This is a genomic window from Fulvivirga maritima, assembly GCF_021389955.1.
Lineage (GTDB): Bacteria > Bacteroidota > Bacteroidia > Cytophagales > Cyclobacteriaceae > Fulvivirga > Fulvivirga maritima.
In genome coordinates, this window is sequence record NZ_CP089980.1 from 3,272,796 (window position 1) to 3,299,548 (window position 26,753).

Annotated in this window: 22 protein-coding genes and 1 pseudogene; 16 read left to right on the top strand and 7 right to left on the bottom strand. The window is 37.9% G+C overall.

Annotated elements, in window-relative coordinates:
- Nucleotides 1-203: 203 nt before the first annotated feature.
- Nucleotides 204-1,286: a sensor histidine kinase gene (locus LVD15_RS14145; protein ID WP_233775878.1), complete on the top strand. Its 1,083-nt coding sequence runs from the start codon at nt 204-206 to the stop codon at nt 1,284-1,286.
- Nucleotides 1,287-1,288: 2 nt separating this feature from the next.
- A complete protein-coding gene (locus tag LVD15_RS14150) occupies nt 1,289-1,996 on the top strand; it encodes a LytR/AlgR family response regulator transcription factor (RefSeq protein ID WP_233775879.1) in 708 nt (235 codons plus the stop codon).
- Here LVD15_RS14150 and LVD15_RS14155 read toward each other — a convergent pair.
- On the bottom strand, nt 1,981-2,724 hold the full coding sequence (locus tag LVD15_RS14155; protein WP_233775880.1) for a polyprenol monophosphomannose synthase: 744 nt from the start codon (nt 2,722-2,724) through the stop codon (nt 1,981-1,983). The genes LVD15_RS14150 and LVD15_RS14155 overlap by 16 nt on opposite strands.
- A 128-nt stretch (nt 2,725-2,852) precedes the next feature.
- Here LVD15_RS14155 and LVD15_RS14160 point away from each other — a divergent pair, with 128 nt between their 5' ends.
- Nucleotides 2,853-3,356, top strand: a complete 504-nt coding sequence (locus LVD15_RS14160; protein WP_233775881.1) for a D-glycero-alpha-D-manno-heptose-1,7-bisphosphate 7-phosphatase — start codon at nt 2,853-2,855, stop codon at nt 3,354-3,356.
- Nucleotides 3,357-3,398: 42 nt separating this feature from the next.
- On the opposite strand, the pseudogene LVD15_RS14165 reads toward LVD15_RS14160, so the two are convergent.
- A pseudogene (locus tag LVD15_RS14165) lies at nt 3,399-4,794 on the bottom strand (type III PLP-dependent enzyme domain-containing protein).
- A 167-nt stretch (nt 4,795-4,961) separates the two neighbouring features.
- On the opposite strand from LVD15_RS14165, the gene LVD15_RS14170 reads away from it, so the two are divergent.
- The 6 genes from LVD15_RS14170 to LVD15_RS14195 all read left to right on the top strand — a co-directional run bounded on the left by LVD15_RS14170 (nt 4,962) and on the right by LVD15_RS14195 (nt 12,282).
- On the top strand, nt 4,962-5,882 hold the full coding sequence (locus LVD15_RS14170; protein ID WP_233775882.1) for a dimethylarginine dimethylaminohydrolase family protein: 921 nt from the start codon (nt 4,962-4,964) through the stop codon (nt 5,880-5,882).
- A gap of 3 nt (nt 5,883-5,885) precedes the next feature.
- Nucleotides 5,886-6,827, top strand: coding sequence for a citrulline utilization hydrolase CtlX (ctlX, locus tag LVD15_RS14175; protein WP_233775883.1), 942 nt, complete (start codon nt 5,886-5,888; stop codon nt 6,825-6,827).
- Nucleotides 6,828-6,856: 29 nt separating this feature from the next.
- Nucleotides 6,857-7,831, top strand: coding sequence for a deoxyhypusine synthase family protein (locus LVD15_RS14180; RefSeq protein ID WP_233775884.1), 975 nt, complete (start codon nt 6,857-6,859; stop codon nt 7,829-7,831).
- Between the two features lie 14 nt (nt 7,832-7,845).
- The gene (locus LVD15_RS14185; protein WP_233775885.1) at nt 7,846-9,387 is read left to right on the top strand and encodes a bifunctional GNAT family N-acetyltransferase/carbon-nitrogen hydrolase family protein; all 1,542 of its coding nucleotides are present in this window, start codon (nt 7,846-7,848) and stop codon (nt 9,385-9,387) included.
- A gap of 196 nt (nt 9,388-9,583) precedes the next feature.
- Entirely contained in the window at nt 9,584-11,377 is a 1,794-nt protein-coding gene (gene argS / locus LVD15_RS14190) for an arginine--tRNA ligase (protein ID WP_233775886.1), read from the top strand.
- 5 nt (nt 11,378-11,382) lie between these two features.
- Complete coding sequence (locus LVD15_RS14195; RefSeq protein WP_233775887.1) at nt 11,383-12,282, top strand: 1,4-dihydroxy-2-naphthoate polyprenyltransferase; 900 nt, start codon at nt 11,383-11,385, stop codon at nt 12,280-12,282.
- A 168-nt stretch (nt 12,283-12,450) separates the two neighbouring features.
- Here the strand turns inward: LVD15_RS14195 and LVD15_RS14200 are convergent, their stop codons facing one another.
- Nucleotides 12,451-13,341: a DUF6263 family protein gene (locus LVD15_RS14200; RefSeq protein ID WP_233775888.1), complete on the bottom strand. Its 891-nt coding sequence runs from the start codon at nt 13,339-13,341 to the stop codon at nt 12,451-12,453.
- A 368-nt stretch (nt 13,342-13,709) separates the two neighbouring features.
- Here LVD15_RS14200 and LVD15_RS14205 point away from each other — a divergent pair, with 368 nt between their 5' ends.
- Nucleotides 13,710-14,354, top strand: a complete 645-nt coding sequence (locus LVD15_RS14205; protein ID WP_233775889.1) for a hypothetical protein — start codon at nt 13,710-13,712, stop codon at nt 14,352-14,354.
- Nucleotides 14,355-14,577: 223 nt separating this feature from the next.
- On the opposite strand, the gene LVD15_RS14210 is transcribed toward LVD15_RS14205, so the two are convergent.
- Nucleotides 14,578-14,874, bottom strand: a complete 297-nt coding sequence (locus LVD15_RS14210) for a GIY-YIG nuclease family protein (RefSeq protein WP_233775890.1) — start codon at nt 14,872-14,874, stop codon at nt 14,578-14,580.
- Nucleotides 14,875-15,523: 649 nt separating this feature from the next.
- Between LVD15_RS14210 and LVD15_RS14215 the strand changes: the two genes are divergently transcribed.
- From LVD15_RS14215 to LVD15_RS14230, 4 genes are all read left to right on the top strand, one after another.
- Nucleotides 15,524-16,843 carry a hypothetical protein gene (locus LVD15_RS14215; RefSeq protein ID WP_233775891.1) on the top strand — a complete coding sequence of 440 codons (1,320 nt, stop codon included), beginning with the start codon at nt 15,524-15,526 and terminating at the stop codon, nt 16,841-16,843.
- A gap of 275 nt (nt 16,844-17,118) precedes the next feature.
- Nucleotides 17,119-17,469 carry a nuclear transport factor 2 family protein gene (locus LVD15_RS14220; protein WP_233775892.1) on the top strand — a complete coding sequence of 117 codons (351 nt, stop codon included), beginning with the start codon at nt 17,119-17,121 and terminating at the stop codon, nt 17,467-17,469.
- A 369-nt stretch (nt 17,470-17,838) separates the two neighbouring features.
- Complete coding sequence (locus LVD15_RS14225) at nt 17,839-18,348, top strand: RNA polymerase sigma factor (RefSeq protein WP_233775893.1); 510 nt, start codon at nt 17,839-17,841, stop codon at nt 18,346-18,348.
- A gap of 2 nt (nt 18,349-18,350) precedes the next feature.
- Nucleotides 18,351-19,013 (top strand): hypothetical protein, encoded by a 663-nt coding sequence (locus tag LVD15_RS14230; RefSeq protein ID WP_233775894.1) that lies wholly within the window; start codon nt 18,351-18,353, stop codon nt 19,011-19,013.
- Nucleotides 19,014-19,072: 59 nt separating this feature from the next.
- Here LVD15_RS14230 and LVD15_RS14235 read toward each other — a convergent pair whose 3' ends face one another.
- The 3 genes from LVD15_RS14235 to LVD15_RS14245 all read right to left on the bottom strand — a co-directional run bounded on the left by LVD15_RS14235 (nt 19,073) and on the right by LVD15_RS14245 (nt 24,955).
- Nucleotides 19,073-20,542, bottom strand: a complete 1,470-nt coding sequence (locus LVD15_RS14235; protein ID WP_233775895.1) for a SusD/RagB family nutrient-binding outer membrane lipoprotein — start codon at nt 20,540-20,542, stop codon at nt 19,073-19,075.
- Nucleotides 20,543-20,577: 35 nt separating this feature from the next.
- The gene (locus tag LVD15_RS14240) at nt 20,578-23,970 is read right to left on the bottom strand and encodes a SusC/RagA family TonB-linked outer membrane protein (RefSeq protein WP_233775896.1); all 3,393 of its coding nucleotides are present in this window, start codon (nt 23,968-23,970) and stop codon (nt 20,578-20,580) included.
- Nucleotides 23,971-24,475: 505 nt separating this feature from the next.
- Complete coding sequence (locus LVD15_RS14245; protein WP_233775897.1) at nt 24,476-24,955, bottom strand: MarR family winged helix-turn-helix transcriptional regulator; 480 nt, start codon at nt 24,953-24,955, stop codon at nt 24,476-24,478.
- A 282-nt stretch (nt 24,956-25,237) separates the two neighbouring features.
- Between LVD15_RS14245 and LVD15_RS14250 the strand changes: the two genes are divergently transcribed.
- Both LVD15_RS14250 and LVD15_RS14255 read left to right on the top strand, forming a co-directional pair.
- Entirely contained in the window at nt 25,238-25,780 is a 543-nt protein-coding gene (locus LVD15_RS14250) for a hypothetical protein (RefSeq protein WP_233775898.1), read from the top strand.
- Between the two features lie 123 nt (nt 25,781-25,903).
- Nucleotides 25,904-26,752 (top strand): universal stress protein, encoded by an 849-nt coding sequence (locus LVD15_RS14255; protein WP_233775899.1) that lies wholly within the window; start codon nt 25,904-25,906, stop codon nt 26,750-26,752.
- Nucleotide 26,753 lies beyond the last annotated feature (1 nt).

Genomic DNA, 26,753 nt, shown 5'->3' on the forward strand with positions numbered 1-26,753 from the left:
TTAGTGAAACATGATTCAATTATAATATTATTCATGGCTTGAAAATTTCTATTACGATGGATCACTGCTTTATCAATGGAAATGACAGTTTTCTGAGCTTAAAAGTGAAACAGATGTCATAATTAGAAGAAACGATAGTTAAATTGGTAATTCATCGATGAATTTTTAAAAATAGCTTTATTTAGAGCAACTTGCTTGCTATTATGTCCACTATAAGTATAAAAAAGACAATACTAACCATCATAATCCACTGTATATTCTGGGCATTGGTCTTTCTTTTCTATGTGTATTATTTCGGTTACAACTCATCTGACCTGTATTATGTGCTGGGTTTTGTTAGTTTTTTGATGCCGGTCACCATTTTATCAGCCTATTACATTAATTATCATCTTATACCTCGTTTTTTGCTGGCGGGGAGGTATTTAAAATTTACCCTTTACGCAGTATATACTTTTATTATCACTACTTATTTGGTGATGGTTTCTATATTTCTGGCGTTTATTTTTTTGGCAGATTATTATTATGATAATATGTCTCCTCTGAGCCGTAACTACCTGTTTATTTTTGTGGGAGTATTTATTGTCCTCTTCCTGGCTACGGCGCTACGTCAGTTGCATCATGCTTATCAGGTACAGGGCCGTAATGGCGAACTACAAAAGCTCATGCTGGAGGCTGATTTAAAGCTAAAAACACAAGAACTGCAGTATTTGAAGAGTCAGGTGCATCCTCACTTTCTGTTTAATATGCTCAATACATTATATGGAATGGCCTTGAGGAAGGATGACCAGTCTCCTGATACTATACTTAGGCTCTCAAATCTGCTAGATTATATACTGTACAGAGTGAATCAACCACATGTGACACTGGGCAAAGAATTGGAGCATCTGATAGATTATGTGGAGCTGGAAAGGCTGCGTACGGGTGATGGAATAAAGGTAGAAATAAAAGCTGAGGCTGCTGATCATTCATTTGTAATGGCACCTTTGCTATTGATTCCTTTTGTGGAAAACAGCTTTAAGCATGGTAGTCACCTGGAAGGAAAGCTAGAGATCAATATTGAAATAGAAACTAATGAAGAGGGCCTTCTTTTTAATATTAAAAATAGTAGTAAAACCAGAACTCAAAATCATAAAGGAGGCATTGGTATCATGAATATCAAACGGAGGCTGGAATTAATTTACCCTCAAAACCATGACCTCAAGATTGTTCAATCTATGAATAGGTTTGAAGTAAATTTGGCCATTGGTAAATTAGATGTTAATAGACCTGTAGCAAAATTATCGTAGAAATGAATTGTTTAATAGTAGATGACGAACCTATAGCCAGGGAGATTATGCGCACGCATTTACAGAAGCTGAGCAATGTGAAAATAGTGGCTGAGTGTTCTTCTGCTATGGAAGCTTTTGAGCAGTTACACCAAACGCATATTGATCTTATTTTTCTTGATATTAATATGCCTGACATCACGGGGCTGTCATTCATGAAGTCTCTGAGTAAGGAGGTGAAGGTTATTTTTACTACTGCCTATCGTGAATATGCTGTGGATGGATTTGATCTGGAGGCGGTGGATTATTTACTTAAGCCCATTTCTTTTGAGCGATTGCTACAAGCGGTGTCCCGCTATTATAAGGTGGAGACTAAAAATGATGAGCGTGTTTCTGCTATAAAGGAAGAAGAGAGGGATCATTTCTTTGTTCGTGCTGATCGTAAAATGGTGCGTATAAATTATGCTGACATCCTTTTTATAGAAAGCTATAGCGATTATGTGAAGATTCAGACCGTGGCAGAAACCGTAGTGAGTAGAGAAAATATTAGTGCTATGGAAAATATTTTACCTGCGGGAGATTTTATTAGAATTCACCGTTCTTTTATAGTGGCTAAAAATAAAATAGAGGCCTATACTCATGAGATTATAGAGGTGAAAGGCCGAGAGTTACCCATTAGCCGTAGCTATAAAGAAGAAGTGTTATTGCGGTTAAATCAGGCTGGTGGTTGATATTTCTTAAACCAACTGTTGATCTTGAGTTGTATTACTCCAAAAAAAGCCTCTTTAAAGATAGAACCAGACATTTTTGATTTTCCTCTGGTGCGGTCGGTAAATATTATTGGTACCTCATCTATTTTAAAGCCATACTTCATGGCAGTAAATTTCATTTCTATCTGGAAGGCATAACCTATAAATTTGATTTTATCAAGCTCTATAGTTTCAAGCACCTTTCTTCTAAAACAAACAAAACCTGCGGTGGTATCATTAATAGGCATGCCAGTAATGAAGCGTACATACATGCTGGCAAAGTAACTCATCATAACTCTGCCCATAGGCCAGTTTACCACATTTACACCTGTAATGTATCGCGAACCAATGGCCATGTCATAATTTCCAACCGAACAAGCTTCATGTAAATTAAGCAGGTCTTTAGGGTTGTGAGAAAAGTCAGCATCCATTTCAAAAATGAAATCATATTTTTTCTCTATCGCGAATTTAAAGCCTGTGATATAAGCGGTGCCAAGCCCCAATTTGCCTTCTCTTTCTATGAGATGCAGCGTACGACCATTATGATCTTGCTTTTGCAATTCTTTTACTATGGCTCCGGTGCCGTCAGGAGATCCGTCATCCACTATGAGTACATCAAAAGGGTGACTCAACTTAAAGACAGCATCGATAATCAGTTCGATGTTCTCTTTTTCATTGTAAGTAGGTATAATTACTAAGCTGTCAGTCACTGCACAATTTGTTCGGGGTCCATAAAAGACGCTAAAAATAGCAAAGTTCGTCGAAACCAAATCAATACAATTTGATTTTCTTCATTTATATCAGACTTTTGCAATCCATTAACTAAAAAAACAAGGTTTTGAATAAGTGTGTCTTTTTGGATCGTGACGGAGTGATTAACAAAGATTATGTTGATTATGTATATACTCCTGAAAAGTTTGAAGTATTACCAGGGGTGAAAGATGCTTTGGTATCATTAAAGAAGGCTGGTTATCTGTTGGTTATTATAACCAATCAGTCTGGTATAGCCAAAGGTATTTATACCCGTGAGCAGATGCATGAGTGCCATCAGCTCATGCAGCAGGAGTTTGATTTTATGATTGATCATATATATTATGCACCCTGGCACCCCACAGTAACAGAGAGTCTTACCCGCAAGCCGGGCACGCTCATGTTTGAGAAAGCAATTGCTAAGTTTAATATAGATACTAATCACTCCTGGATGGTAGGAGATAAGGAGAGGGATCTGGTGCCGGCCAAAAAGCTGGGCATTAAAACTATTCAGGTAGATAATGATGATAGCCGTATGGCTGACTTCAAAGCCCTGAATCTGGCAGATGCTTTAGAAATAATATTTGGATAAAATAAAAGCCGGTAATTTATTTATTACCGGCTTTTCTGTTTCTTAGTATCCTAATATTTTAAGCATAGCATCGCTTTCTTGCTCTTCATTGAAGAGTCGCGTTTCTATTTCGCCTTTTTTATTCTTATCTACCAATACGTGCTTAGGTGCAGGTATCAGGCAGTGCTGTATACCTCCATATCCGCCTAAAGACTCCTGATAAGCTCCGGTATGGAAAAATCCGATATAGAGTTTTTCACTGCTTTTAGGATCAGACATAGGCATAAACACATCTCCAGAATGAGCTTCTGAGTTGTAATAGTCCATACTATCACAAGTAAGGCCACCTAAGTTTACCTTATGGTGTGGCTCATCCCATTTATTGATCGGTAGTAATATGTACTTCTGGTTCAGTCCCCATGCATCAGGCAGATGAGTGATGAAAGATCCATCAATCATGTACCATAGCTCCTTGTCGTTTTGTAGCTTCTGATCCATGATAGAGTAAAGTACCGCTCCGCTTTCGCCTACAGTAAAACTGCCAAACTCAGTGAAGATGTTAGGTACCGGCACATTGTTTTTACCACAAATCCATTTAATATTTTCAATGATTTGCTCTACAATATACTTATAATCGTACTCAAAATGAAGAGAGGTTTTAATAGGGAAACCACCACCAATATCTATGGTGTCCAGCTCAGGGCATTCTTTTTTTAAGCTCGCAGTATTTAAAGATAAAGCGGCTAAGTTCACTCCAGTAGTATGCCGTATCTTTTATGCCTGTGTTTATGAAGAAATGCAAAAGCTTAAGTTTAGCCTTTTTGCTGGGCTTTATCTGATCACGGTAAAGCGTATTAATATCTCCGTATCTGATTCCTAAACGAGAAGTATAGAACTCAAACTTAGGCTCCTCGTCTGCCGCTATGCGTATTCCTACATTATAGCTGCCTTCCACATTTTCTTCGTAGTGCTGTAGCTCATTGAGGTTGTCAAGCACAGGTATGCAGTTTTCAAAGCCATCATTTAACAGCTCACTGATATACTGTTTGTAAAGAGGCCTTTTAAAACCATTACACACAATATTCGTGCTCTTCTTAATCTTTCCTTTTTCATACAGCTTTCTCACTATAGGAATGTCAAAAGAAGAAGACGTTTCTATATGAATATCATTTTTTAATGCCTCTTCAAGTATAAAGTTGAAATGCGATGATTTCGTACAATAACAATACGTATAGTCTGCCTCGTAATTATACTTTTTAATAGCGTTATTAAATATCTGTTTAGCATATTTAATATTTTCACTAATCTTAGGCAGATAAGTAAGTTTTAAAGGTGTACCGTATTTTTCAATAATGTCCATCAGGGGTACACCATTAAAAAATAGTTTGTTGTTTTCAACTTTGAATTCCTCCTGCGGGAATTCGAACGTTTGCTCTATTAGATCGATATACTTTTTCACACTGTTACATTAATGCATTCAAGGGTTATAATGTTGCAAATTTTGGTAAGATTCTTTGATAATACCAAGTATATGGGCTACCAATTTTTTAAGAGAATTAAAATTATGCAATCACAAGCCATATAATTAAATTTGAGGCTTTAAAAAATACATGATGACGATACTATATGATAGATATTTATGTTAATGATGAGACTTCTGAGCTAAAGGCAGTTATACTGGGAACGGCTCAGCAGTTAGGGGGGGAGCCTACGGTGGAAGAGGCGTATGATCCAAAATCTATAGAGCATATCAAAAATGGTACTTATCCTACTGAGGAGGTGGTACATAAAGAGATAGAAGCTTTTGCTGCAGTATTGAAAAAGCATAATGTGGAGGTGTACAGACCCGAAGTGCTGGAAGACTGTAATCAGATTTTTTCAAGAGATATTGGCTTTGTTATAGAAGATAAATTTGTGCGGCCGCGTATCTTAAAAGATCGTAAAGATGAAATTATAGGAATTCAATATATACTTGATCAAATTCCGGAAGCAAACAAGCTGGAAGTGCCAGAAGGAGGTCGAGTAGAAGGGGGAGATGTTATGCCTTGGCATGATCATATTTTTGTAGGATACTCTAAAGAGGAGGATTTTAAGAAATATGTGGTATCCAGAACTAATGAAGAAGGCGTGGAATTTCTTAAATCCAGCTTTCCTAATAAAAAAGTAATGGCTTTTGAGTTAAAAAAGTCAGATATAGATCCTAAAGAAAACGCACTACACCTAGACTGCTGTTTTCAGCCCATAGGTACTGATAAGGCCATTGTTTATAAAGGAGGCTTTAAAAATGTGGAGGATTATGAGTTTTTGGTTAATTTCTTCGGTAAAGAAAATATATTCGAGATTACTAAAGATGAAATGTATCATATGAACTCAAATGTGTTTTCTATCAGTGAGAAGGTAATAGTTTCAGAGCAGAACTTCACCAGACTTAACACCTGGCTGGAAGAGCAGGGCTTTACCGTAGAGAGAATACCATATTCAGAAACAGCCAAAATGGAAGGGCTTTTACGCTGCTCCACATTACCAATCAAGAGAGTTAAAAAATAAAAAATGTCTAGGCAAACAACGCATACTATTATGATGATAAGGCCCGTGAAGTTCAGGTATAATGAACAAACGGCCGTAAATAACTACTATCAGAAAGTGCTGGATAAAATTGCTCCTGAAGAGGTGCAAGAGCAGGCGCTGTCTGAGTTTGATACTTTTGTGAGTAAACTGAGGGAAAAAGGAGTAAACGTTATAGTTATAAACGATACTCTGGATCCTGATACCCCAGATTCTATTTTCCCTAATAACTGGATCTCTTTTCATGACGATGGCAGGGTAGCGCTATACCCCATGTTTGCCCCTAACAGAAGGCAGGAGAGAAGAGATGATATTTTGGCTATTCTGGATAACGAATATCAGCTGAGTATTTCTGAAATAGAGGATTTCTCTTTCCATGAAAAAGAAGAGAAATACCTGGAAGGAACAGGCAGTATGATTCTCGATAGACCTAATAAAATAGTATATGCGGCTATTTCTGAGCGTACTAATGAAGAAATACTAGGAGAGTTTTGCCGAAAATTCGGCTTTAAGCCAGTAAAATTCACGGCTTTTCAAACAGTAGAAGGAAAAAGGTTGCCCATCTACCATACTAATGTGATGATGTGCATAGCCGAGACCTTCGCAGTAATCTGTCTGGATACTATTGATGATGCTACACAACGCCAGGAGGTAGAAGAAGCTCTCAATAAAACCGGCAAAGAAATAATAGAAATAAGCGAAGATCAGGAGCACCATTTTGCAGGTAATATGCTGCAGGTAAGCTCGGCTACCGGAGATAAATACCTGGTGATGTCAGCCGCCGCTTATCAATCATTAGAAGCATCACAAATTGATGCTATAGAAAAACATTGTCCTATCATACATAGTTCTTTAGATACTATAGAGGCACTCGGAGGAGGCAGTGCCAGGTGTATGATGGCTGAAGTATTTTTACCTTCTCATTAATAATTTAATTATAAAAAAGAATAACTAAGATGGCCCAGAAACCCATTACCGAATTTATTGAAAAACACTATTTACATTTCAATGCTGCCGCTTTGGTAGATGCAGCTAAAGGATATAAAAAGCATTTAGAAGAAGATAAAAAGATGCTGGTATCATTAGCTGGGGCTATGAGTACAGGTGAGCTTGGCAAGTCATTGGCTGAGATGATTCGTCAGGATAAACTGCACATTATTTCTTGCACAGGAGCTAACCTGGAGGAGGATGTGATGAATTTGGTAGCTCATTCTCATTATGAAAGAGTGCCTCACTACAGAGACCTTACTCCTAAAGAAGAGTGGGATCTTCTCGAAAAAGGACTTAATAGAGTTACTGACACTTGTATTCCTGAAGAGGAAGCTTTCAGAAGAATTCAAAAGCATATTTTCGAAATCTGGAAAGATGCTGAGGAGAAGGGAGAAAGATATTTTCCGCATGAGTTTTTATTCAAACTAATTAACTCTGGGGTATTGGAGCAATATTATGAAATTGATCCAAAAAATAGCTGGATGATAGAAGCAGCCAAGAAAAACCTACCTATGGTGGTGCCTGGTTGGGAAGATTCTACCCTGGGTAATATATTCGCCTCTTATTGCCTTAAAGGCGAGTTGAAACCCTCTACTATGAAGTCAGGTATTGAATATATGGTTTGGTTAGCAGACTGGTATACGCAGCAAGCTGAAGATAAAGGCATCGGTTTCTTCCAGATAGGTGGAGGTATAGCAGGTGATTTCCCTATTTGTGTAGTGCCTATGTTATATCAGGATATGGAAAGAACAGACACTCCTTTCTGGAGTTACTTCTGCCAGATTTCTGATTCTACTACCAGTTATGGATCATATAGTGGTGCTGTGCCTAATGAAAAAATAACCTGGGGTAAACTGGATATCGATACTCCTAAATTTATTGTGGAGTCTGATGCTACTATTGTAGCTCCGTTGATATTTGGCTACGTGCTGGGTTGGTAAAACATAATAATCAAATGACAGAGAAGCAGGAAGAAAATTCACCCCATTTATTAGTCACCCGTACCCTTGTGCTGGATGACTATGATCGTATTGTGGCGATAATGCAGAAGTGCTATCCCATGATGAAGGGAGATGTTTGGTTGAAATCACAGATCAAAAAGCTGATCAGGATTTTTCCGGAAGGGCAGTTGTGTGTAGAAGATCGGGGCGAGGTAGTAGCTTTTGCGCTCTCTATCATAGTGGATTATAAGAAATATGGTGATAGCCATAGTTATGAACAGATTATTGATGATTCTAACTTTGGTACTCACACCGCTGATGGAGATGTGCTCTATGGTATAGATGTGTGTGTAGACCCTGATTATAGAGGGATGAGGCTGGGGCGTAGGCTTTATGATATGCGTAAAGAACTGTGCGAAAGTCTTAATCTTAGATCTATTGTGGCGGGTGGTCGCATACCTAATTACCATAAGTACAAAGATCAGTATACCCCAAAAGAATACATTCAGAAAGTAAGGCATAAGGAGATTTATGACCCTGTGCTTTACTTTCAAATGAGTAATGAGTTTCACGTAAGGAAGATTCTTAAGAACTATATACCTTATGATAAGGCCTCAGGATCTTATGCGGTGCTGATTGAGTGGAACAACATTTACTATAATGAAGACGAGACCGTTTTTGGTAATCAAAAGAACTTTGCTCGCATTGGCGTGGTGCAGTGGCAACTAAGAGCCGCCCGCTCTATTGATTCATTTTTTGAAAATGTGGAGTTCTTTGTAGATGCAGTGAGTGGCTATCAGGCGGATTTTCTGGTTTTTCCAGAGCTATTTAATGCTCCGTTAATGGCTGAGTTTAATGAAGATAATGCCGCCAAAGCCATTCGTAAGCTGGCTCAGTACTCTAATGAGATAAGAGACAAAATGGTAGAATATGCCGTTTCTTATAATATTAACATCATAGCGGGTAGTATGCCGGTATATGAAGATGAGAAACTGTATAATGTAGCTTATCTCTGTCGCAGAGATGGTAGTTATGAGGCACAGTACAAAATCCATGTTACGCCTGCTGAGCGTAATGACTGGGGAATGATCGGCGGAGATAAAGTGCAGGTGTTTGAAACCGATACGGCCAAAATAGGCATTTTAATATGTTATGACTCTGAATTTCCGGAGCTAGGCAGGATATTGGCTGATCAGGGAATGGAAATCCTGTTCGTGCCTTTTGCTACTGACATGCATAATGGTTATAACAGAGTACGCGTATGTTCTATGGCCAGAGCTATAGAAAATGAGTGCTATGTGGTGATCTCCGGTAGTGTGGGTAACCTGCCTAAGGTGGTGAATATGGATATTCAATATGGTCAATCAGCGGTATTTTCTCCTTCTGACTTTGCTTTTCCGCATAATGCTATTGTTTCAGAAGGTACACCTAACACAGAAAATACCATTATAGCCGATGTGGATCTTAATGACCTTAAGCATCTTCATATGCATGGTAGTGTGCGTAATCTGTTAGATCGAAGAGAAGATCTGTATAAAGTGAAGTTTAAAAAATAGAACAGAGGATAATTTCTATTTTAATATAGCCAAAAAGTACGTTTTAGATGAGCGTAGCTTACCTTTGTGTTTACAGAGGCACGATTTTCTGAAATATTAATAGTGAAGGCCCGTGTAGGGCCTGTCATTTTTCAATGATGATCGTATCTTTGAGCAATATCCCATACAAGTAATAAAGCATAATTTACAATACTCAATGAGTCTGGATTTACAATTAAAGCAAGAAATTTCTAAGGCCTTCAGCAGCCTTTTTGATGCTGAATTAAAAGTAGAAGACATTAGTTTGCAGCCTACCAGGAAGGAATTTGAAGGTTCACATACTTTCGTGTGTTTTCCTTATGCCAGGTTGTCTAAAGCTAAACCTGAAGAAACAGCCAGACTCATAGGCGAATACCTGAAAGAACATGTGGAGGCTGTGGCCGATTTTAATGTGGTCAAAGGCTTTTTAAATATTGTGCTTTCTGATGCTACGTGGGTACAGGTGTTCACTGACATTTGGGAGGATGAAAACTTTGGTCAGTACCCTGCTAATGGTAAAGAAGTGATGGTAGAGTATTCATCACCTAATACCAATAAGCCGCTTCACCTGGGCCATTTGAGAAATAATTTCCTTGGCTGGTCTGTAGCTGAAATTTTCAAGGCCAATGGTTATAATGTGCATAAAGTGCAGATCATTAATGACCGTGGTATCCATATCTGTAAATCTATGGTGGCTTGGTCTAAATTCGGCAATGGAGAAACTCCTGAGTCTACCGGAAAGAAGGGAGATAAGCTGGTAGGAGATTACTATGTGAAATTTGATCAGGAATATAAAAAAGAGATTGCTGAGCTGGTAGCAGGTGGAATGGATAAGGAAGCCGCTGAAAAAGAGGCTCCTATTTTTAAAGAAGCTCAGGCTTTATTGAAAAAGTGGGAAGCTAAAGATCCTGAAACCTATGAGCTGTGGGAAACTATGAACAGCTGGGTGTACGCTGGCTTTGATGTGACCTACAATACCATGGGCGTTGATTTTGATAAGCTTTATTATGAATCTAACACCTTCCTTTTAGGTAAAGATGAGGTGATGAAAGGCTTGGAAAAAGGCATTTTCTTTAAAAAGGAAGATGGCTCTGTATGGGTAGATTTAACTGATGAAGGTCTTGATCAGAAGCTTTTACTAAGAGCTGATGGCACTTCAGTATATATGACGCAGGATATTGGTACTGCTATTTTACGTTTTAGAGATTTCCCTAACATAAGTCAGCAAATATATACCGTGGGTAATGAGCAGGAATACCATTTTAAGGTGCTGTTTATTATTCTTGATAAATTAGGTTATGAGTGGGCTAAAGAATGCTACCACCTGTCTTATGGTATGGTAGACCTGCCTTCTGGTAAAATGAAGTCTCGTGAAGGTACTGTAGTAGATGCTGATGACCTGATGCAGGAAATGACAGACACGGCTCGTCAGCATACAGAAGAGCTGGGTAAAATAGAAGGCTTTAGTGAGGAGCAGGCCAAAGAGCTTTATAATACTCTGGGTATTGGGGCATTAAAATACTTCCTTTTAAAGGTTGATCCTACCAAGAGAATGCTATTTGATCCTAATGAATCTATTCAGTTTCAGGGTAATACAGGTCCTTTTATTCAATATACACATGCTCGTATTTCTGCTATTTTAAGAAAGGCGGAGCAAATAGGAGTGGAGCCTACACCTGAAGATTTAAAAAACCTTTCAGAACTGCAGGCTAGTGAGAAGAATGTAATATTCCTTTTAAATGATTATATGAAAAAACTGGCTGAAGCAGCGGAGAATTATTCGCCGGATGCTATCGCTCAGTTTGCTTACGACCTGGCTAAGGAGTATAACCGTTTCTACCAGGAAGTATCTATTTTTAATGAAGAGGATCAGGTGGCGCTTAAATTTAGAATCGCTTTCTCTTCAGTAGTAGCTAAGACTATTGCCCAGGCTATGGGGTTATTAGGCATACAGGTGCCTGAAAGAATGTAAGTGATATGGAAATAAAAGCATGGATAGTAGCCTTTAGGCTTAGAACACTTCCTTTGGCATTAGCCAGTATATGTATGGGGAGTTTTTTGGCTGCGGCTAATGGTTTTTTTAATGGTTGGGTATGTGCCTTTTGTATCCTCACTACTATTTTATTACAGGTACTTTCTAACCTGGCTAATGATTATGGTGATACCGTAAATGGTGCAGACAGCGCACATAGAGAAGGACCACAGCGCATGGTGCAATCAGGTAAAATAACCTTATCTGATATGCGCAAAGCCATAGCGCTGTTTATAGCCATGACTCTTGCCAGTGGTATTTACTTGCTTTATTTATCCTTTGGCTTCGATTTACAAGCCTTTATTTTCTTTTTTGTACTGGGGGTAATGTCTATCCTTGCTGCACTGGCTTATACCGCTGGCAGAAAACCCTATGGTTATATAGGCTTAGGAGATTTATCTGTTATGCTCTTTTTTGGGCTAACCGGAGTGCTGGGGTCTTATTACCTTTTTGCTCAGCAGATAGATTGGCTGCTGATATTACCCGCTATTAGCTGTGGGTTATTTTCTGTAGCTGTACTTAATGTAAATAATATACGAGACATAGAGTCTGATAAAAAAGCAGGTAAGTATTCCATTCCTGTGCGGATTGGCAGGAAAAAAGCAGTGATCTATCATTGGACATTGCTGTCCCTTGGTCTATTATCTGCATTAGCTTTTACTTTTCTAAGCTTCAACTCCTGGACACAACTGCTTTTTATAGTTACCATTCCTCTGTTTGTGAAGAATGCTCTGGCGGTAAAAAATAAGACAAAACCCGCTGATTTAGATCCTTACCTCAAGCATATGGCGCTTAGCACGTTAATGTTTGTGCTGTTGTTCGGACTAGGTTACATGTTGGCCTAAGTGCTTCTATTTCAGAGGAATAAAATCAATGAGTTTTGATGAAATAATGAACTATTCGGCTTTGTTGAGAGCCTCAGAATATAATAAAAAGGGCTATCTCGAAAGGATTTACTTGGCTTGCAAGTTGCTTTTGAGATAGCCCTTTTTTGTAATCAGAAAATATATTCCTTAGTCTGTAATTTTAATAGTGCTTTTTGTGTTCATTGGTATTTCCATACCTCCGGCACTAGCTGTTCCGCTAAGCTCTTGAGTAAGATTAGCCTCAGAGATCCATCCGCTTTTCTTGTTTACTTTTATGTCAGAAAGCATAGTGCCGCTCATGTTATAAGTCATTTGCATACCATTTACATCAGTAGGCTCATCACCAGATTGAATTTTAGTATTACCCGAGATAACATAATCCTCAGCAGTGGCTTCTTCATATTTATAAGTTCCTTCCATGTTGAGGTCCATAGTGGTTTTAATCTCGTTAGAAATATCCCACGTATCACCAGGAGCTACTTTTTTGTTAGGGAAAATGGCAAATAGAGATTCCATACTGCTGGTAAATGATTCTTTACCAAAGCTTTTCTTTAACTGGTCTTTGATCTGACCTTTCTGACCTGCAGGTATTTGATCGAAATCATCAATAGCAGAAAAAACATTGTCTATGTTGCTTATTTCCTTAATATGACCAGTTTTGTCCATTTTAATGTTGAAAGTTTTTCCTTTCATGCTAGCCAAAATCTGAGACATAATATCAGCTTCTTCACCGGCTTCAGAACTATAGCTCATATTCATCTGGGGCATGGTCATTTCCATAATCATGCTCTCATATTTCACATCCATAGTAAATAAGTCTCCTTTAACATCAGTCACTAAAAAGGACATATTGTTATTCAGATTAATGTCCATATTTACTTGCTGGCCACCCATGTTTTGGTCTATTTTCATGGCATAAGCACTGTGTTGTTTGTATTCTGTGCCTTTCTTTAGATTCAGTTCTATGCTTGCCTTTTGCGCAAAAGAGGAAATGCTTATCAGGCAAAGGCACAGTAATAAAATTCGATTGATTTTCATATAGTGTTATTTTATAAAATAGCTCATAGGGTACCTTCCCTATAAGTTGACTTAATATTATAATCCGTAACTAGCTTTTTTGTTAGGATTTTCTGCAAATAAGAACTTTTCATTTTGAAAAAGCCTTCTCCGAACTCCTAAAATCCATAGATGGTCATTCTGCAGGTTGAAAGACATCAGGTAGACCAATAGTGCTGTGTTTGAATGAGTTGGCTTATCGGATTTATGCAGACAGGCTCAAAGCTGATTTAAAATCAACTTTAAATAATATTTATAAATATGAAATTATTGATAAAATATGTATGTTGGCGAATATTTTTTAGATAATGAGATACCTTCTATTTTTTATATTATTAATGTCCTTCACTGTGAAAGGGCAGAACCAGGGTGAGTACAATAAATACGAATTCTTAAGAACAGATTATCTGGCCTTTGAGCTGCTAAGTCCTATACATTTTCAGACACCTCGGTTTAAGTTGGAGTATAATAGGAGTCTGGCCCGCCGTTGGGATGCTTCTCTTACCTTGGGGTATGGTAATGCTCATCTGGCGCCTAGTTATGTTAAAGATGAAGACAACTATAGACTTTTTGAGATACGGCATGCCTGGAAGTTTCAACTAATAAGGAAAGGGTCATTTCGCTATTTTCTTTCTTTAGAAGGTTTTTACATTCTGCATAAAGACACCTACCATGATTCCTATATATATTTTAATGATGAAATTGGGGATTTGTTTTTTAAACAGGCCGATTTTCAAAGAGAAAAGCTGGGTGTGCTAGCTAAAAGTTCGTTTCACTTCATGTTAGGCAATCGATTAGGCTTAATTCTGTATGGTGGATTAGGAGTGCGAGTGAGAAATAACAAGTTTTCAAACGTAGTACCCTTAAGTTTATCCATGGAGGAATTTGAAGATGAGTTTGGTTTTAATGTAAAGTATAACCAAGAGGAAGGTAAACAATTCAGTGGAGACTTTACCGCAGGAGTTAGAGTAAGTTATGTGCTGAAGTTTAGGTGAGAACGTACTATTTGATTATACTTTCACACAATTGTCATTTCGACGAAAGGAGAAATCTATTCCCCTGGAAGAGAAGACTGATGAGGTACTCATGCTTAAACTATTGAGGTTTTCCGTTAAGTATGTCAGCTTGTAGTAGTCAGTTATTATATCGATTTACTTTAGGTAGTAGCCCTTAAATACAAAGATTCTCTCCTGGCGTGGAGATGCCTTGACTTTTTTATTAAGAGATCACTTCACGGTTTAGAAAGGTCCAATGTGGATTGAATGATGCAATAAGATTAGCCTTTTTTGCTCTACTCCATTTTTTAATTTCTTTTTCCCTTTCTATAGCTGTCTGAATCGTCGTGTGTCTCTCATAATAGATCAATTTGTAGCAATAATACCTGCCAGCAAAAGTTTTAGGTTGCCCTCTGTTCTCAAAGTGCTGGAGTAATCTGGTGTGAAGGTCATTTGTAACTCCAATATATATTGTTGTTTTCTTTGGGTTAGTGGTGATGTAAACAAAATAATTGCCCATTTATTAATGTAATCATTTCTTAAAGAATATTCACGTTCTACCACCGTAGTCATTTCGACGAAAGGAGAAATCTATTCCCCTCGAAGAGGAGACTGCTTAAGTGTTCATTCTTAACCTATTGAGGTTTTCCGTTAAGTATGTCAGCTTGTAGAAGTCAGTTATTATATCGAACTACATTAGGTGGCAGTGCTTAAATACATAGATCTCTCCTTACGTCGAGAAGACTAAGGTCGGTGGTACACAGTCATTTCGACGAAAGGAGAAATCTATTCCCCTCGAAGAGGAGACTGATGAGGTATTCATTCTTAAACTATTGAGGTTATCCGTTAAGTATGTCAGCTTGTAGCAGTCAGTTATTATATCGAATTACATGAGGTGGCAGTGCTTAAATACATAGATCTCTCCTTACGTCGAGAAGACCAAGGTCGGAGGTACACAGTCATTTTACATCAAAGTGAAAACTGTTGAGGTATTCATTTTGATAGTTGGTAAGCAGTAATTCTTCTTGGATTATTCGATCGAGTGATTGTATTAATTTTACGTTAATTGCCTATTAAAATTGTAAATAATAATTTATTTATATAAAAATTAGTAGATAAAATTTTAAAGATGTTAAGTTTGGGGAAGTTTTTACACGATTATCAACCCAATGAATGCAACAGAAAAATTAAAAAAAGGAGGTCTTGGTGTACGCCTATTTGTAGCTTTAATGCTAGTTTCCGCTTTAGGAGTCTTATTCAAATATCCAGTTCTTCTTGTGCTGGAAATCTTTTTTGGCCGTGCTGCGGAGTATACCAGTACACATTATTCCTATAAACCGGGGCAGTCTGGTAATTCGATAGAATTTTTCGTTTTGAATGACGATGGATTATATGTGACTATCAATACCATCGCTTCAATTCTAATATCATTTTTATTTTATGTGGGTTTCTTCTCAGCATTTGCTACTATAATTAATCTACGATCACGTAATTCAAAAGCAGCAAGAAGGGACTTTATTATTACTACGGTAATCTTTGGCCTGTTTATGTTGCCTCGATTAACGAGCTCTATAGATTCCGTTTTTGCGCTGAATAGGCAGACTCCTTATGTAGTTAAAGATCGTATTTATGATTCTCAAAATAATACTTGGGAGTTAGGGATGCAGCGATTTATCGGTCATAAAATTACTGACCATGTTGCAAAGGGGGCTGATAGCAGTTTGTTGCTAATAACTAAAATCACGGATAATGATAAGGAGCTGATTTTGAGGGATAAGGTGGCTTCAAATGTATTTGGTGGCGAGTATAGATTATTTGGAGATACACTTTGGGTGTTTGATGAAAATTATAACTATGCAAAAGTTTTTAATACCACTACTAATGAAATACTGGTAAATCATCCTAATGAGTTGCTGTCTTTTGTTTCTTACCCAGGAAATTCCGAAGTGAATTCGCTAAGAACCTCTAGTTGCTGTGGTAGAGAAAACTGTTTGTACCTCACTATGAAGGATGGAAGAGAGCTATATTTAATGATGACTGAAGGTGCCATCCTTGATAAAGAACCTTATATCCGTGAGGATCGAAAATATTACCTGAAAAACCTGAATTCAAATCAGTTACAGTTTGCCTCTTATGATAGAGATGAGCTAACAGCAGCATGGGGTAAAAGGGTATTTTTAGATGCTGAAATTTTATTGTACAATGATGATCTAGTTATTATCCGTCATAAACCTGATATGAATGAAGATTCACAATACTTGGTGGGAGCATATAGCATTGATAATGCTCAAGAGCTTTGGTTAATCAATGAGGCAGAAATTGACTTTCTAGGTAAAATTTATGGAAGTTTGACTGTAGAGGCCTATTTTGTTGGAGATGAAGTGAAGGTTAACTATAAAGATGCATTTAGTTTTAGAGGTACTATAAACATAGATGCACAGGGAAAAGCAAGTACTAATGATGAGAATTATGATTTTATGCGATTGTAATTTCAGTTATCTGTAAGCTATCACTGTTTTCTTTTTTTAAAGAAATAAAAGGGGTATTAGGTTCTAATGCCCCTTTTATTGTATTCGGCTGGCTAGGTCGTTTTAAAATATACATTTTCAGAGAGTGCTTTTAAGTATCAGCTGACTGGCTGGGTTATCCTGCACAATAGCATTAAGGTTTTATGTGGTATAAGATTCTACCGTAACATTAGCTCTGCTATTCTTGTAGTCTAAGTAGTTCTTGTTTTGAATTACATTATAAACTAAAGAATCTTATGACTGAGAATAATAAGGAAGTTTTAAAGAAGGCCAATGACCTTATCATGCAGGGGGATAATGACGGTTTTCTCGATTTCTGTACTGATGATACCAAATGGATATTTGTAGGAGATCAGGTGCTTGAAGGTAAAGAAGTGGTGCGTAAATGGATGGCTACGGAATATAAAATACCTCCTGAATTTGATGTGAAACACTTAATTGCTGAAGGGGATTTTGTAACCGCTGTAGGAAATATTACCCTTACTGATCAAGAAGGAAAAAGTACTCTTTACGCTTATTGTGATGTTTGGCGTTTTGAAAATGGTAAAATGGCTGAGCTCAATGCTTTTGTGGTAGAGCCTAACTAAATACTATTAGATAGGTTCTATCTCGTTTTAAGGAAGGCTTATTAAGCGGCTTTGATCGACTTTCTTATAGACCTTCCTTATATTTTCTACGTATCATCTCTTTCTTAAAACTCACCTATAGCGCCTCTGATATACACCATATATCTTGAGCTGGTAACTTCAACGCCTTTCCCTCTCTATGCCTTGACTCTTTAAGGTTTATCCTCCTTATCAAGTAATTGCTTATATTCTCTTTTGAGACATTATTTATTATTTTTTCATAAAACACTTTGCTAAGTGTGATTATTCAGGTCACGCTGCGAATAATAGATTAAACAATTAAACTCTTGCGCTATAAATTGAGCGAATAGTAGCGTGATCTGAAAGGGAATGGAAAAGTCACAAAAGGATGTATTCATAACAACATTAGATAAGCATAAGAGGATTATCTATAAAATAGTGAACTCTTATTGTAAGAATCCTGAAGATAGAAAGGACCTTGAGCAGGAGATAATTATTCAACTATGGAATTCATTTCATAAGTATAATTCTGATTTTCAGTTTTCTACCTGGATGTATCGCATTGCTCTTAATGTGGCTATTTCATTTTACAGAAGGGAGCGCAAGCGGGCAACGGTTAATGATGATTACGGGCAGGCTATTATACATAATATAGCTGATGAAAGCGATTACAACGAAGAGCAGGATCAAAATGTAAAATTACTGCAACGGTTTATAAGTGAACTAAATGAGCTGAACAAGGCGCTAATGCTTTTGTATCTGGATGGTAAAGCTTACGAAGAAATAGCTGATATACTGGGGATCACCAAAACCAATGTAGCTACTAAAATCAGTAGACTAAAAGTTAAATTAAAAGAGGAATTTCAAAAACATCTATAATAATGGAAACAGCTGAGCTAATAAAAATGATGGAAGCTTATGATAGTAAGTTAGACAAAGCGTTAAAAATGGATTCATTGTACGTGGAAAGGCTGACGTTAAAGCGGCCTGCCAATAGAGCTAATAGATTACTGTTTTACAGGATGTCTGAGGTATTAGTGTTTAGTGTAGCAGTTTTGTTTTTCGGTTGGTTTGTAGCTAAACACTGGGGTAATACTCCTTTAGTGATTAGTGGAATTGTGGTTCACTTATTCGCTATTATAGCTTTGGTAGGGAGTATTGGTCAGGTGGCGCTGCTCCAGCAGGTAGATTTTGCCAAGCCGATAGTGGAGATAAAAAAGAAAATAGAGAGAGTAAATGCTCATCAATTGTTATTTGTAAAACTGTTACTGCTTTCTGTTCCTGTTTGGTGGGCGTATGCGTTGGTGGCTTTAAAGCTTTTAATAGGTGTAGACCTTTATACGCATTTAGAATATGATTTTGTGATTCGCTACCTGATATTGAATTTTCTTTTAATAGTGCCTGTGCTTTGGTTTTTGAATAAGTTAAGCCACCAAAACATGCATATTAACTGGGTGCGTAAAACTATCGCTTTTTTAGTGGGTAGAAAGACAAATGAGGCGCTCTTGGAATTGAAGGAATTGGAGAGATTTGAAAGAAATTAAACCTAAAAAAAAGGAGCTTCTAAAATGAAGCTCCTTTTTTGGGTTAAGATATCGTTAATCTATTGCACTAGCCAGATAGGGGCGTTAATACTATTGCCGCCATCCATTCTTTCTATTGCCTCTTGATAGTTTAGTTGATTTAAACTTTGCTCTTCACCAGGGTATAAGAACCTCGTAGGTAGAAGGTTATTGTTTAAGTTGTTACAGGCAGGGTCCATAAAAGGAATGCCGTCGAAGCTCATGCCGCTTTCGAAATACCATCTGCGTACTTCAAAGTAAGGCTCTAATCCGTTGAAGAATAAAGCCAACCATTTTTGTTCCCAAATGTCAGTGGCTTCATTGTAAGCTACGCCTGAGTTAGCATAATAATCGGCAAAATCAGTATATCCGAAGGGAGCGTAGTCTACCTGGTAATATTCCATAGAAGCTTCAATTCCGGCTTCATAGTGAGGCTCTACCGCATCAGCAATCCAACCTTTGGCCGCAGCTTCAGCTAATAAAAACTCTACTTCTGAGTATGTCATTACTAAACCTTCAGGAATATTTAGTCCCAGCTCATCAGCAGTTACATCACCTTCTACATTGAAGTAGGGTGCTCCTAAAGCTGATCCTCCTTTAGAGCAGCTACCAGCACCATTAGTAGCTCCACTGAAAGTAGGGTTATTGTAATCGTTGTTATCTGGTCTTGCGTACCTTGCCAGGCGTGGATCATTATATGCTGACATCACATTTAGTGAGGTCTGACTCAAGGCTACAGCATCAAAATCACCTTTTTTCAAAGGAATAGTTGGGAACTGATTTGGGAAGCTGTTTAAAAATGGCATGGCCACAGTTTCTTCATTTGAAGATAAAATGAGTCCGCTTTCTACTATATTAGCAAATCTGCTTTCAGCATCATCGATCTGATTGTGAGCATACATTAGGAGTCTCAAACGTAGTGAGTTGCCAAACTTTCTCCATAAAGTAGGATCATTATTTAGCATAATGTCGCCAGAAATAGACCCTGAACCAGTGAGTAGGCCGTCAGCACGCTCTAGTTCATCTAATATATCAGCGTAAATAGCTGACTGATCATCGTACGCAGGTGTGTAATCTCCTTCGCTACCATCAATAGCTTCAGTGTAAGGCACATTTCCGTAAGTGTTAGTAAGAGTAGACATGATCCATGACCTTAAAATTACCGCTACACCTTCTAGTGCTTCGTTCTCTTCTTCCAGAGCTATCTCTTCAAGCGTTCTTACATCAGTAAGGCTCTCATAAAGGCCTTGCCATACTGAAGGGAACGCATTCCAGTTATAAGAATCTATTTCCGTACGCAGCGTTTTAGCAGTAAGCTGAGCGGCATTGTTACCTAAAAGAAATGACTCTGTAGTTAAGGTGGTTACGCTTTGCCTTATGGCTGAAGGTAATACCGTGCTGGCATCCACATCTGTGGGTTCGTTAGGGTTTTCATTCATATCCTCAAACTCGTCGCATGAGAAGGATACCCCTATGATTAATAATAATGTAATTATATATCTTAATTTCATATGTATTCCTTTTTGAATTAACTGACTCATTTAGCTTAGAATCCCAGGTTTATGCTGAAACCATAACTTCTGGTAGAAGGGAATTGAGTACTTTCATATCCGTTCACGAAAATTCCATTTCTGATAGAATAGGTTTCAGGATCAATAGTAGGCACGTCAGTGAAAAGTAATAAGTTCTTTCCTATGAAGGCGATGCTTGCTTTTTGCATTCCTATTTTCTCTGCAAGAGAGTGAGGTAAATCAAATTTGATACTTAGCTCTCTCAGTTTGAAATAGGTAGCATCATAGGTGGCTGCTTCAATATTATCACGGTTAAAGCCGTTTCCATAATAGTTATAGAAGTACCCTGTGTAACCGGCTCCTCCTGGCTGTACTACTACGTCATTTTCAGAAAGTTCTTCTGTTTGGAATGATCCATCTTCATTTCTAAATACGCCATCACCATTGGCATCTGTCCAGTTCCATCCTGGCCCTACTACTCCGCCTTCTTGCTCAAGAGTGTAAACAGGAAGCCCGTCTGCGTTATAATCTACAGAATATACTCTTCTGCCTTCAGTGGTAGATAGGTCTAAATGAGGATCATCATCATTAGTGATAGCACCACCTGTAGCATAAAGTGCGTGTGATCTTGAATAAACTTTTCCGCCTATTTGACCATCGAATAAAATACCTACCGTAATGTTTTTGTATTTGAATGAGTTGTTTAAACCTATTCTCCAGTCAGGTTGATAAGAGCCTGCAGATACTTTTTCATCGGTTAATACCGGTAATCCATCTTGGTGAATAACTCTTCCGTCAGGTCCTCTTTCAAAGCCAAGTCCGTAAAGCTGACCAAGAAGTTCGCCTTCTTCTGCCACATATTCCAGGTCGGCACTAGATCCATCTCCGGGGAACATGTCAGCTACTATTGAATATCTTCCGCTTTCTATTACGTCTGGCAAGCTCTCTACTACCGCTCTGTTACGCCCAGCATTAAAAGTGATATCCCAGCTGAAGTTTTCTGTTTCTACGGCTCTACCACCAAGCATTAGCTCTATACCTCTGTTTCTTATTTCACCTCCATTAGTAAGTGCATAATCATAACCACTGGTAGTAGCTACCGGTAGGTTGATAACCTGATCATAACTTAACATATCATAGTAAGTGAAATCAAGTCTTATTCTTCCTTCAAAGAGTCTCACATCTAAGCCAGTTTCATAAGCCTTGGTTCTTTCGTTAGTAAGGTCTTCGTCAGCAATAGTTCTGTTAGTGCTAAAGATAGCTTGTGATCCGTAAGCAGCCTGAGGCGTAAAAGTATTGCCAAAGGCATAAGCCGGAGCTCCGTTACCTACTTCAGCATAAGATCCTTTTACTTTTAAGAAACTGAAGGCTGAAGGTAGCTGTACCAAATCAGAAATTACACCACTTACTGCTACTGAAGGGTAGCCAAAGCTATATGATGAGTTGTCTCGCCCTATGTATGGGTTAACCAACGTACTGTTCCAGTCATTTCTATATGAAGCATCAATGAAAATACTGTTTAGCATAGAAAAAGTGGCAGTAGCAAATAAGCTATTAATACCCATTTGAGTTTTTTGAGACTCTACCAACACTCCTGAGCGGGCATTAGTAAGGGTGTAAATGCTGGGATCTGTACCAAAGTTTTCTAGCTCAGGGTTATTCGCTATCAGGTAATTAGCATCCTGACGCATAATGTTACCACCTACTTTTACGTCTAAGTCAAAGAAAGACATGTCATCCATATCTGTATGGTAGCCTACCAATAATTCAGCATTGGTTTCTGAGAAACTGATTTCATCTTCTCTGTAGCTACCTCTTAGTACACCTTTAGTGGAAGGAGCTCTTCTGTATTGTCTGCCTTCGTTAAGTACATCAGCTCCAAAGCGGAATCTGGCTGTGAAGTTTTTAGCAAAGTCATAATTCACTTTGAAGTTACCAATGAATCTCTTGCTCTGGAATGAGTTGGTATTTTCTTTGGCAATTAACCAAGGGTTGTTCACCCATGAGTCTTCTACATATCGCTGCTGTTCTCCTGGTACTTCCCAGTAATCTTTTAGGTCGTTAATGTTTACCTGTCTGGGGTACCAAAGCCAGCCATACATTACTGATGAGGATTCATCATATCCGGCATTTGGCACGTTATCAGAGGCAGAAGCTACATACATGATGTTAGCTCTTGTTCTTAGCTTATCATCATCGAAAAAGCGCTTGCCGAAGCTGGCTTGCACAGTATTTCTTTTTAGGTTAGTGTTAGGTACTATACCTCTGTTAGCCAGGTTAGTGTAAGAAAGACGATAATCGCCATCTTCGTTACTAGAGTTAATAGATATGTTGTTAATGCTGGTAACGCCGGTTCTGAAGAAGTTCCTTACGTTATCTTCCGCAGGGGTGAAAGGCACAGCCTCACCGTTAGAGTTAGACTGTTTGATTAACTGACCGTTCATACGAGGGCCCCAGTTTTCACCATAAGCCTCATAAAAGAGCTCGCCGCCACCAGGTTCTAAGGTGCCGTTACCGTTGAAATCTACACCGTCAAATACAGTTCCATCATAATAGCTGTACATACCGTTACCCCCAAAACCATACTCGTTTTGGTAATCCGGCAGTTTCAAAATGCTTTCAAACATGGTGCTCGAGTTAATCTCTACACCAATTCCCTGGGCGTTTTCACCTGTTTTTGTTTCAATAAGGATTACACCATCAGCCGCTCTGGATCCGTATAGTGCAGATGCTGCTGGCCCTTTTAATATGTTGATAGACTGGATGTCATCAGGGTTAACTATTTGTGATGCATTACCAAAGTCAATAGTGGTTGAGCCATTGAGTCCGTCATCAAGGCTGTAAAGGTCGTTAGTTATAGGCATACCATTGACCACAAACAGAGGTTGGTTGTTGCCTAATAATGAAGCGGCACCTCTAATATTGATATTGGCTGATGCTGTAGGTCCGTTAGAACTTCCTGTAATGTAAACTCCGGAAACTTTACCAGCCAGGGAGTTAATAGGGTTGGTAGATTTTACCGTGGCTATTTCATCAGCTCCTATGCTTTGAACGGAATAGCCAATGGCTTTTTCTTCACGCTCTACGCCCAGGGCGGTAACTACTACTTCGCTAAGTTTTTCTACATCTTCACTGAGCGTTACATTCAGAATATTACGTCCGTTTAAAGGTATTCTTTGCTTTTTATAACCGATGTAGCTGAATACTAACGTGGCGTTAGGGTCCTTTACTGAAATTTCGTATTCCCCATCCAGCGTAGTGGTGGTGCCTCGGGTGGTCCCTTTTACTTGAATCATTACACTGGGAAGACTTGCTCCTGTCTCATCTATTATTTTACCTGTAACATTATGTTGCGAAGAAGCAAATATTGGTATGGTTAAAAGAAGTGCTACCCAGGTAGCTTTAATTATCCTGTAGTTTTCTCTCATACTTTGTTTTTATGGTTTCAAATAATTAATAAATGGAATGTGAATTTTTGAACATGACTATGTTCAATGGAATGCGAAATTAAAAAAATTAATGAAAGGTTCTGTGCGAACTATTTAAAGATGTGAATATAATTGTACTTTACCTTTATTTAAAGGTGAAGTAGGTGTTAAAATTCTGGCTATATTTTAGTCTTTAGACCTACAATAATTGTCGGATGGAAATGATAGATAGCACTATTAAGAAAAGCTCAAATGCGGTTAACATTTATTTAGATTATGGATCGGTGCCGATCGTTTGCCTAGCCCGGTAATTAGGATTAGGGCTTGATGAATGAATCTTAAAATATGGAAAGCCGAAGCCAGTTCGTGATATTTACATTACACTAATTTTCGGCCGGGATCTCATTGCTCAGGCACAACTTAAGTGAACAGTAAGATTCCTGATCCCATCACGCCATGCGCAAGAATCATGAAATGACGACTTTCAATGGCAAGTTCAGGCCAATTAAAGCTCAGGATGATCTTCTTCAGAAATGAAAGGGTGTATGTTTTCCATCTCTTTTATCTGCATGGCATTAGTAATGATTTCCAATGATTTGTTCACCATCTCTATTTCTTCAGTTGAGAGGGTTTCTAGCTTTTTAGAAAGCTTGTCATGCAATACGTTAGGGGCGTTTTCCAGTAGTTTTATGCCCAGGGCTGTCAAGGTAATATGAGTGATACGCTTATCGCCAGACTTAGGCATACGAGCTACATAACCCCGCTTTTCTAATCGATTAATAATGCCGGTTACGGTGCTGGAGTTGAGGTTTAGCTGTTCTTTAAGTTCTTTTTGAGATCGGTGATACCCCGGACTTTTTTCCAAATAGCTTAAGCACAAAAATTGAGGAATACTTAGGCCGTATTCTTTCTCCATAATCTTAGACTCAATACTCAGAGCCCTTACGATTTTTCTAATGTTTATTAAAATCTCTAACGAATCCATAACAGCAGGTTTACATCAATTTTACGCAATAAAATTGCTTGAGGATACAGCTAGTTGAAAAAATTAGCAATCAATTTTATCAATATTAACTAATCTGATATCGAAACAGTTATGCGTATTTTTACTGATGTTAGAGTGTATTTTTAATTTAATAATGTTTTAAAATAATTTAAAAGAGATTAGGCTTAAGCTATAGAAAAATACTTTTATTTGATCATTTGTTTTGGCCGCTAATCTATACTTTTTTATTAAAAAATAAACACATAATTTTTTTCAACTCCCGTGAAATTAGAATGGAATGAAGAAACGAAAAAGATCATTGAGCTTGCCGTAATTATTTATTTGGCCTGTGGTATAATGCTCTATTATTATAAAAGGCCTGAATATGTTTCTGCTGATATGCTGGAAGAAGTAGAGGGTATACTACTGAATGCTCCCAAACTACATGATGATGATAATAGATTGACATTTAAGTTAATTGGCGACACCAGGCGTTTTTCTATCGCTTTTTGTAATTCAGAATCATTAGATCTTAATGTTTTAAAGGCTTTGAAAGCACGAGATTTTGTGAGGTTCAAGGTGCTGTCATCAGAGCATAGGAGTGTCATGAGTTTTTGGTTGGAAAAATACCGAGCCTTTAGTTTAAAAAATCAGGAGGGGCAAGAATTGATGACATTAGATGCGTATAACTCATGCAAAAAGAATGATTGGAAAAGAATAGCCTTTGTAGTAGTGCTTTTAATGGTGATTCTGCTATATCAAGTTTTCGATTATAAGTTTAGTAAGCCAATAGTTGATAGAAATAAAGGAGATGAATCCTCTTAAGTTCTTGCTGTAGTGTAATATAAAAACCTGACAAAATACAGTTTATTTTGTGTAGATATACTGTTCGTGCTCTCATTATTGTATGGTAACTTTAAAGCAGAAAACCTGAAATATTAAATAATTATGAAACGAATATTAGTTCCTACAGATTTTTCAGATCAGGCAAAATATGCCCTTGATGCTGCACATAAGATAGCCTTAAAAACAGGAGCCGCTCTTGTTTTAATACATGTTATTGAAGATGCTAATGTTACTTCTGTTCATTATACCGGAGAGGTGGAGCTGCCAGAAATGACAGACCGACTGTTTATGATGCGTATGATTGAAAAGGGTAAGAAGAACCTTGAAAAATTGGCTACTAGTGAGGCTTTTGCTGACATAGTGGTGGAGCAAGAATTACGTATTGGTAGTCCTTATCATAATATCAGAGATATTGTAAGTGAGCAGGAGGTAGATTTAGTAGTAATGGGTACCAAAGGAAGCTCTGGTGTAGAAGAATTTTTAATTGGCTCTAATGCCGAGAAAGTAGTTAGACATGCTAAATGCCCTGTTTTAACCATTCATGAAAAGCTACAAAGTGACTCTTTAGATACTATAGTGTATGCCACCGCTTTAGATGAAGATGAAATTGCTTCTTTTGAAGTAGTAAAAGCATTCCAGGCTATGTATGGAGCTAAAATTAATATCGTAAGAATTAATACACCTAATAACTTCCAGCCTGATAGAGTGGCGCTAAAAGAGTTAGAAGAATTTGCCGAAAAGCTAGGGGTAGATAATTATGAAGTGAGAATTTTTAACGATAACTCTGAAGAGGAGGGTATCATCTACTTTGCGGAGCAAGTAAAAGCAGAGCTGATAGCCATGGCCACTCATGGTAGAACAGGGCTATCACACCTGCTGGGAGGAAGTATAGCCGAAGATGTGGTGAACCACACCAGAAGGCCAGTACTTACCTACTCTTTGAAAAAATAAG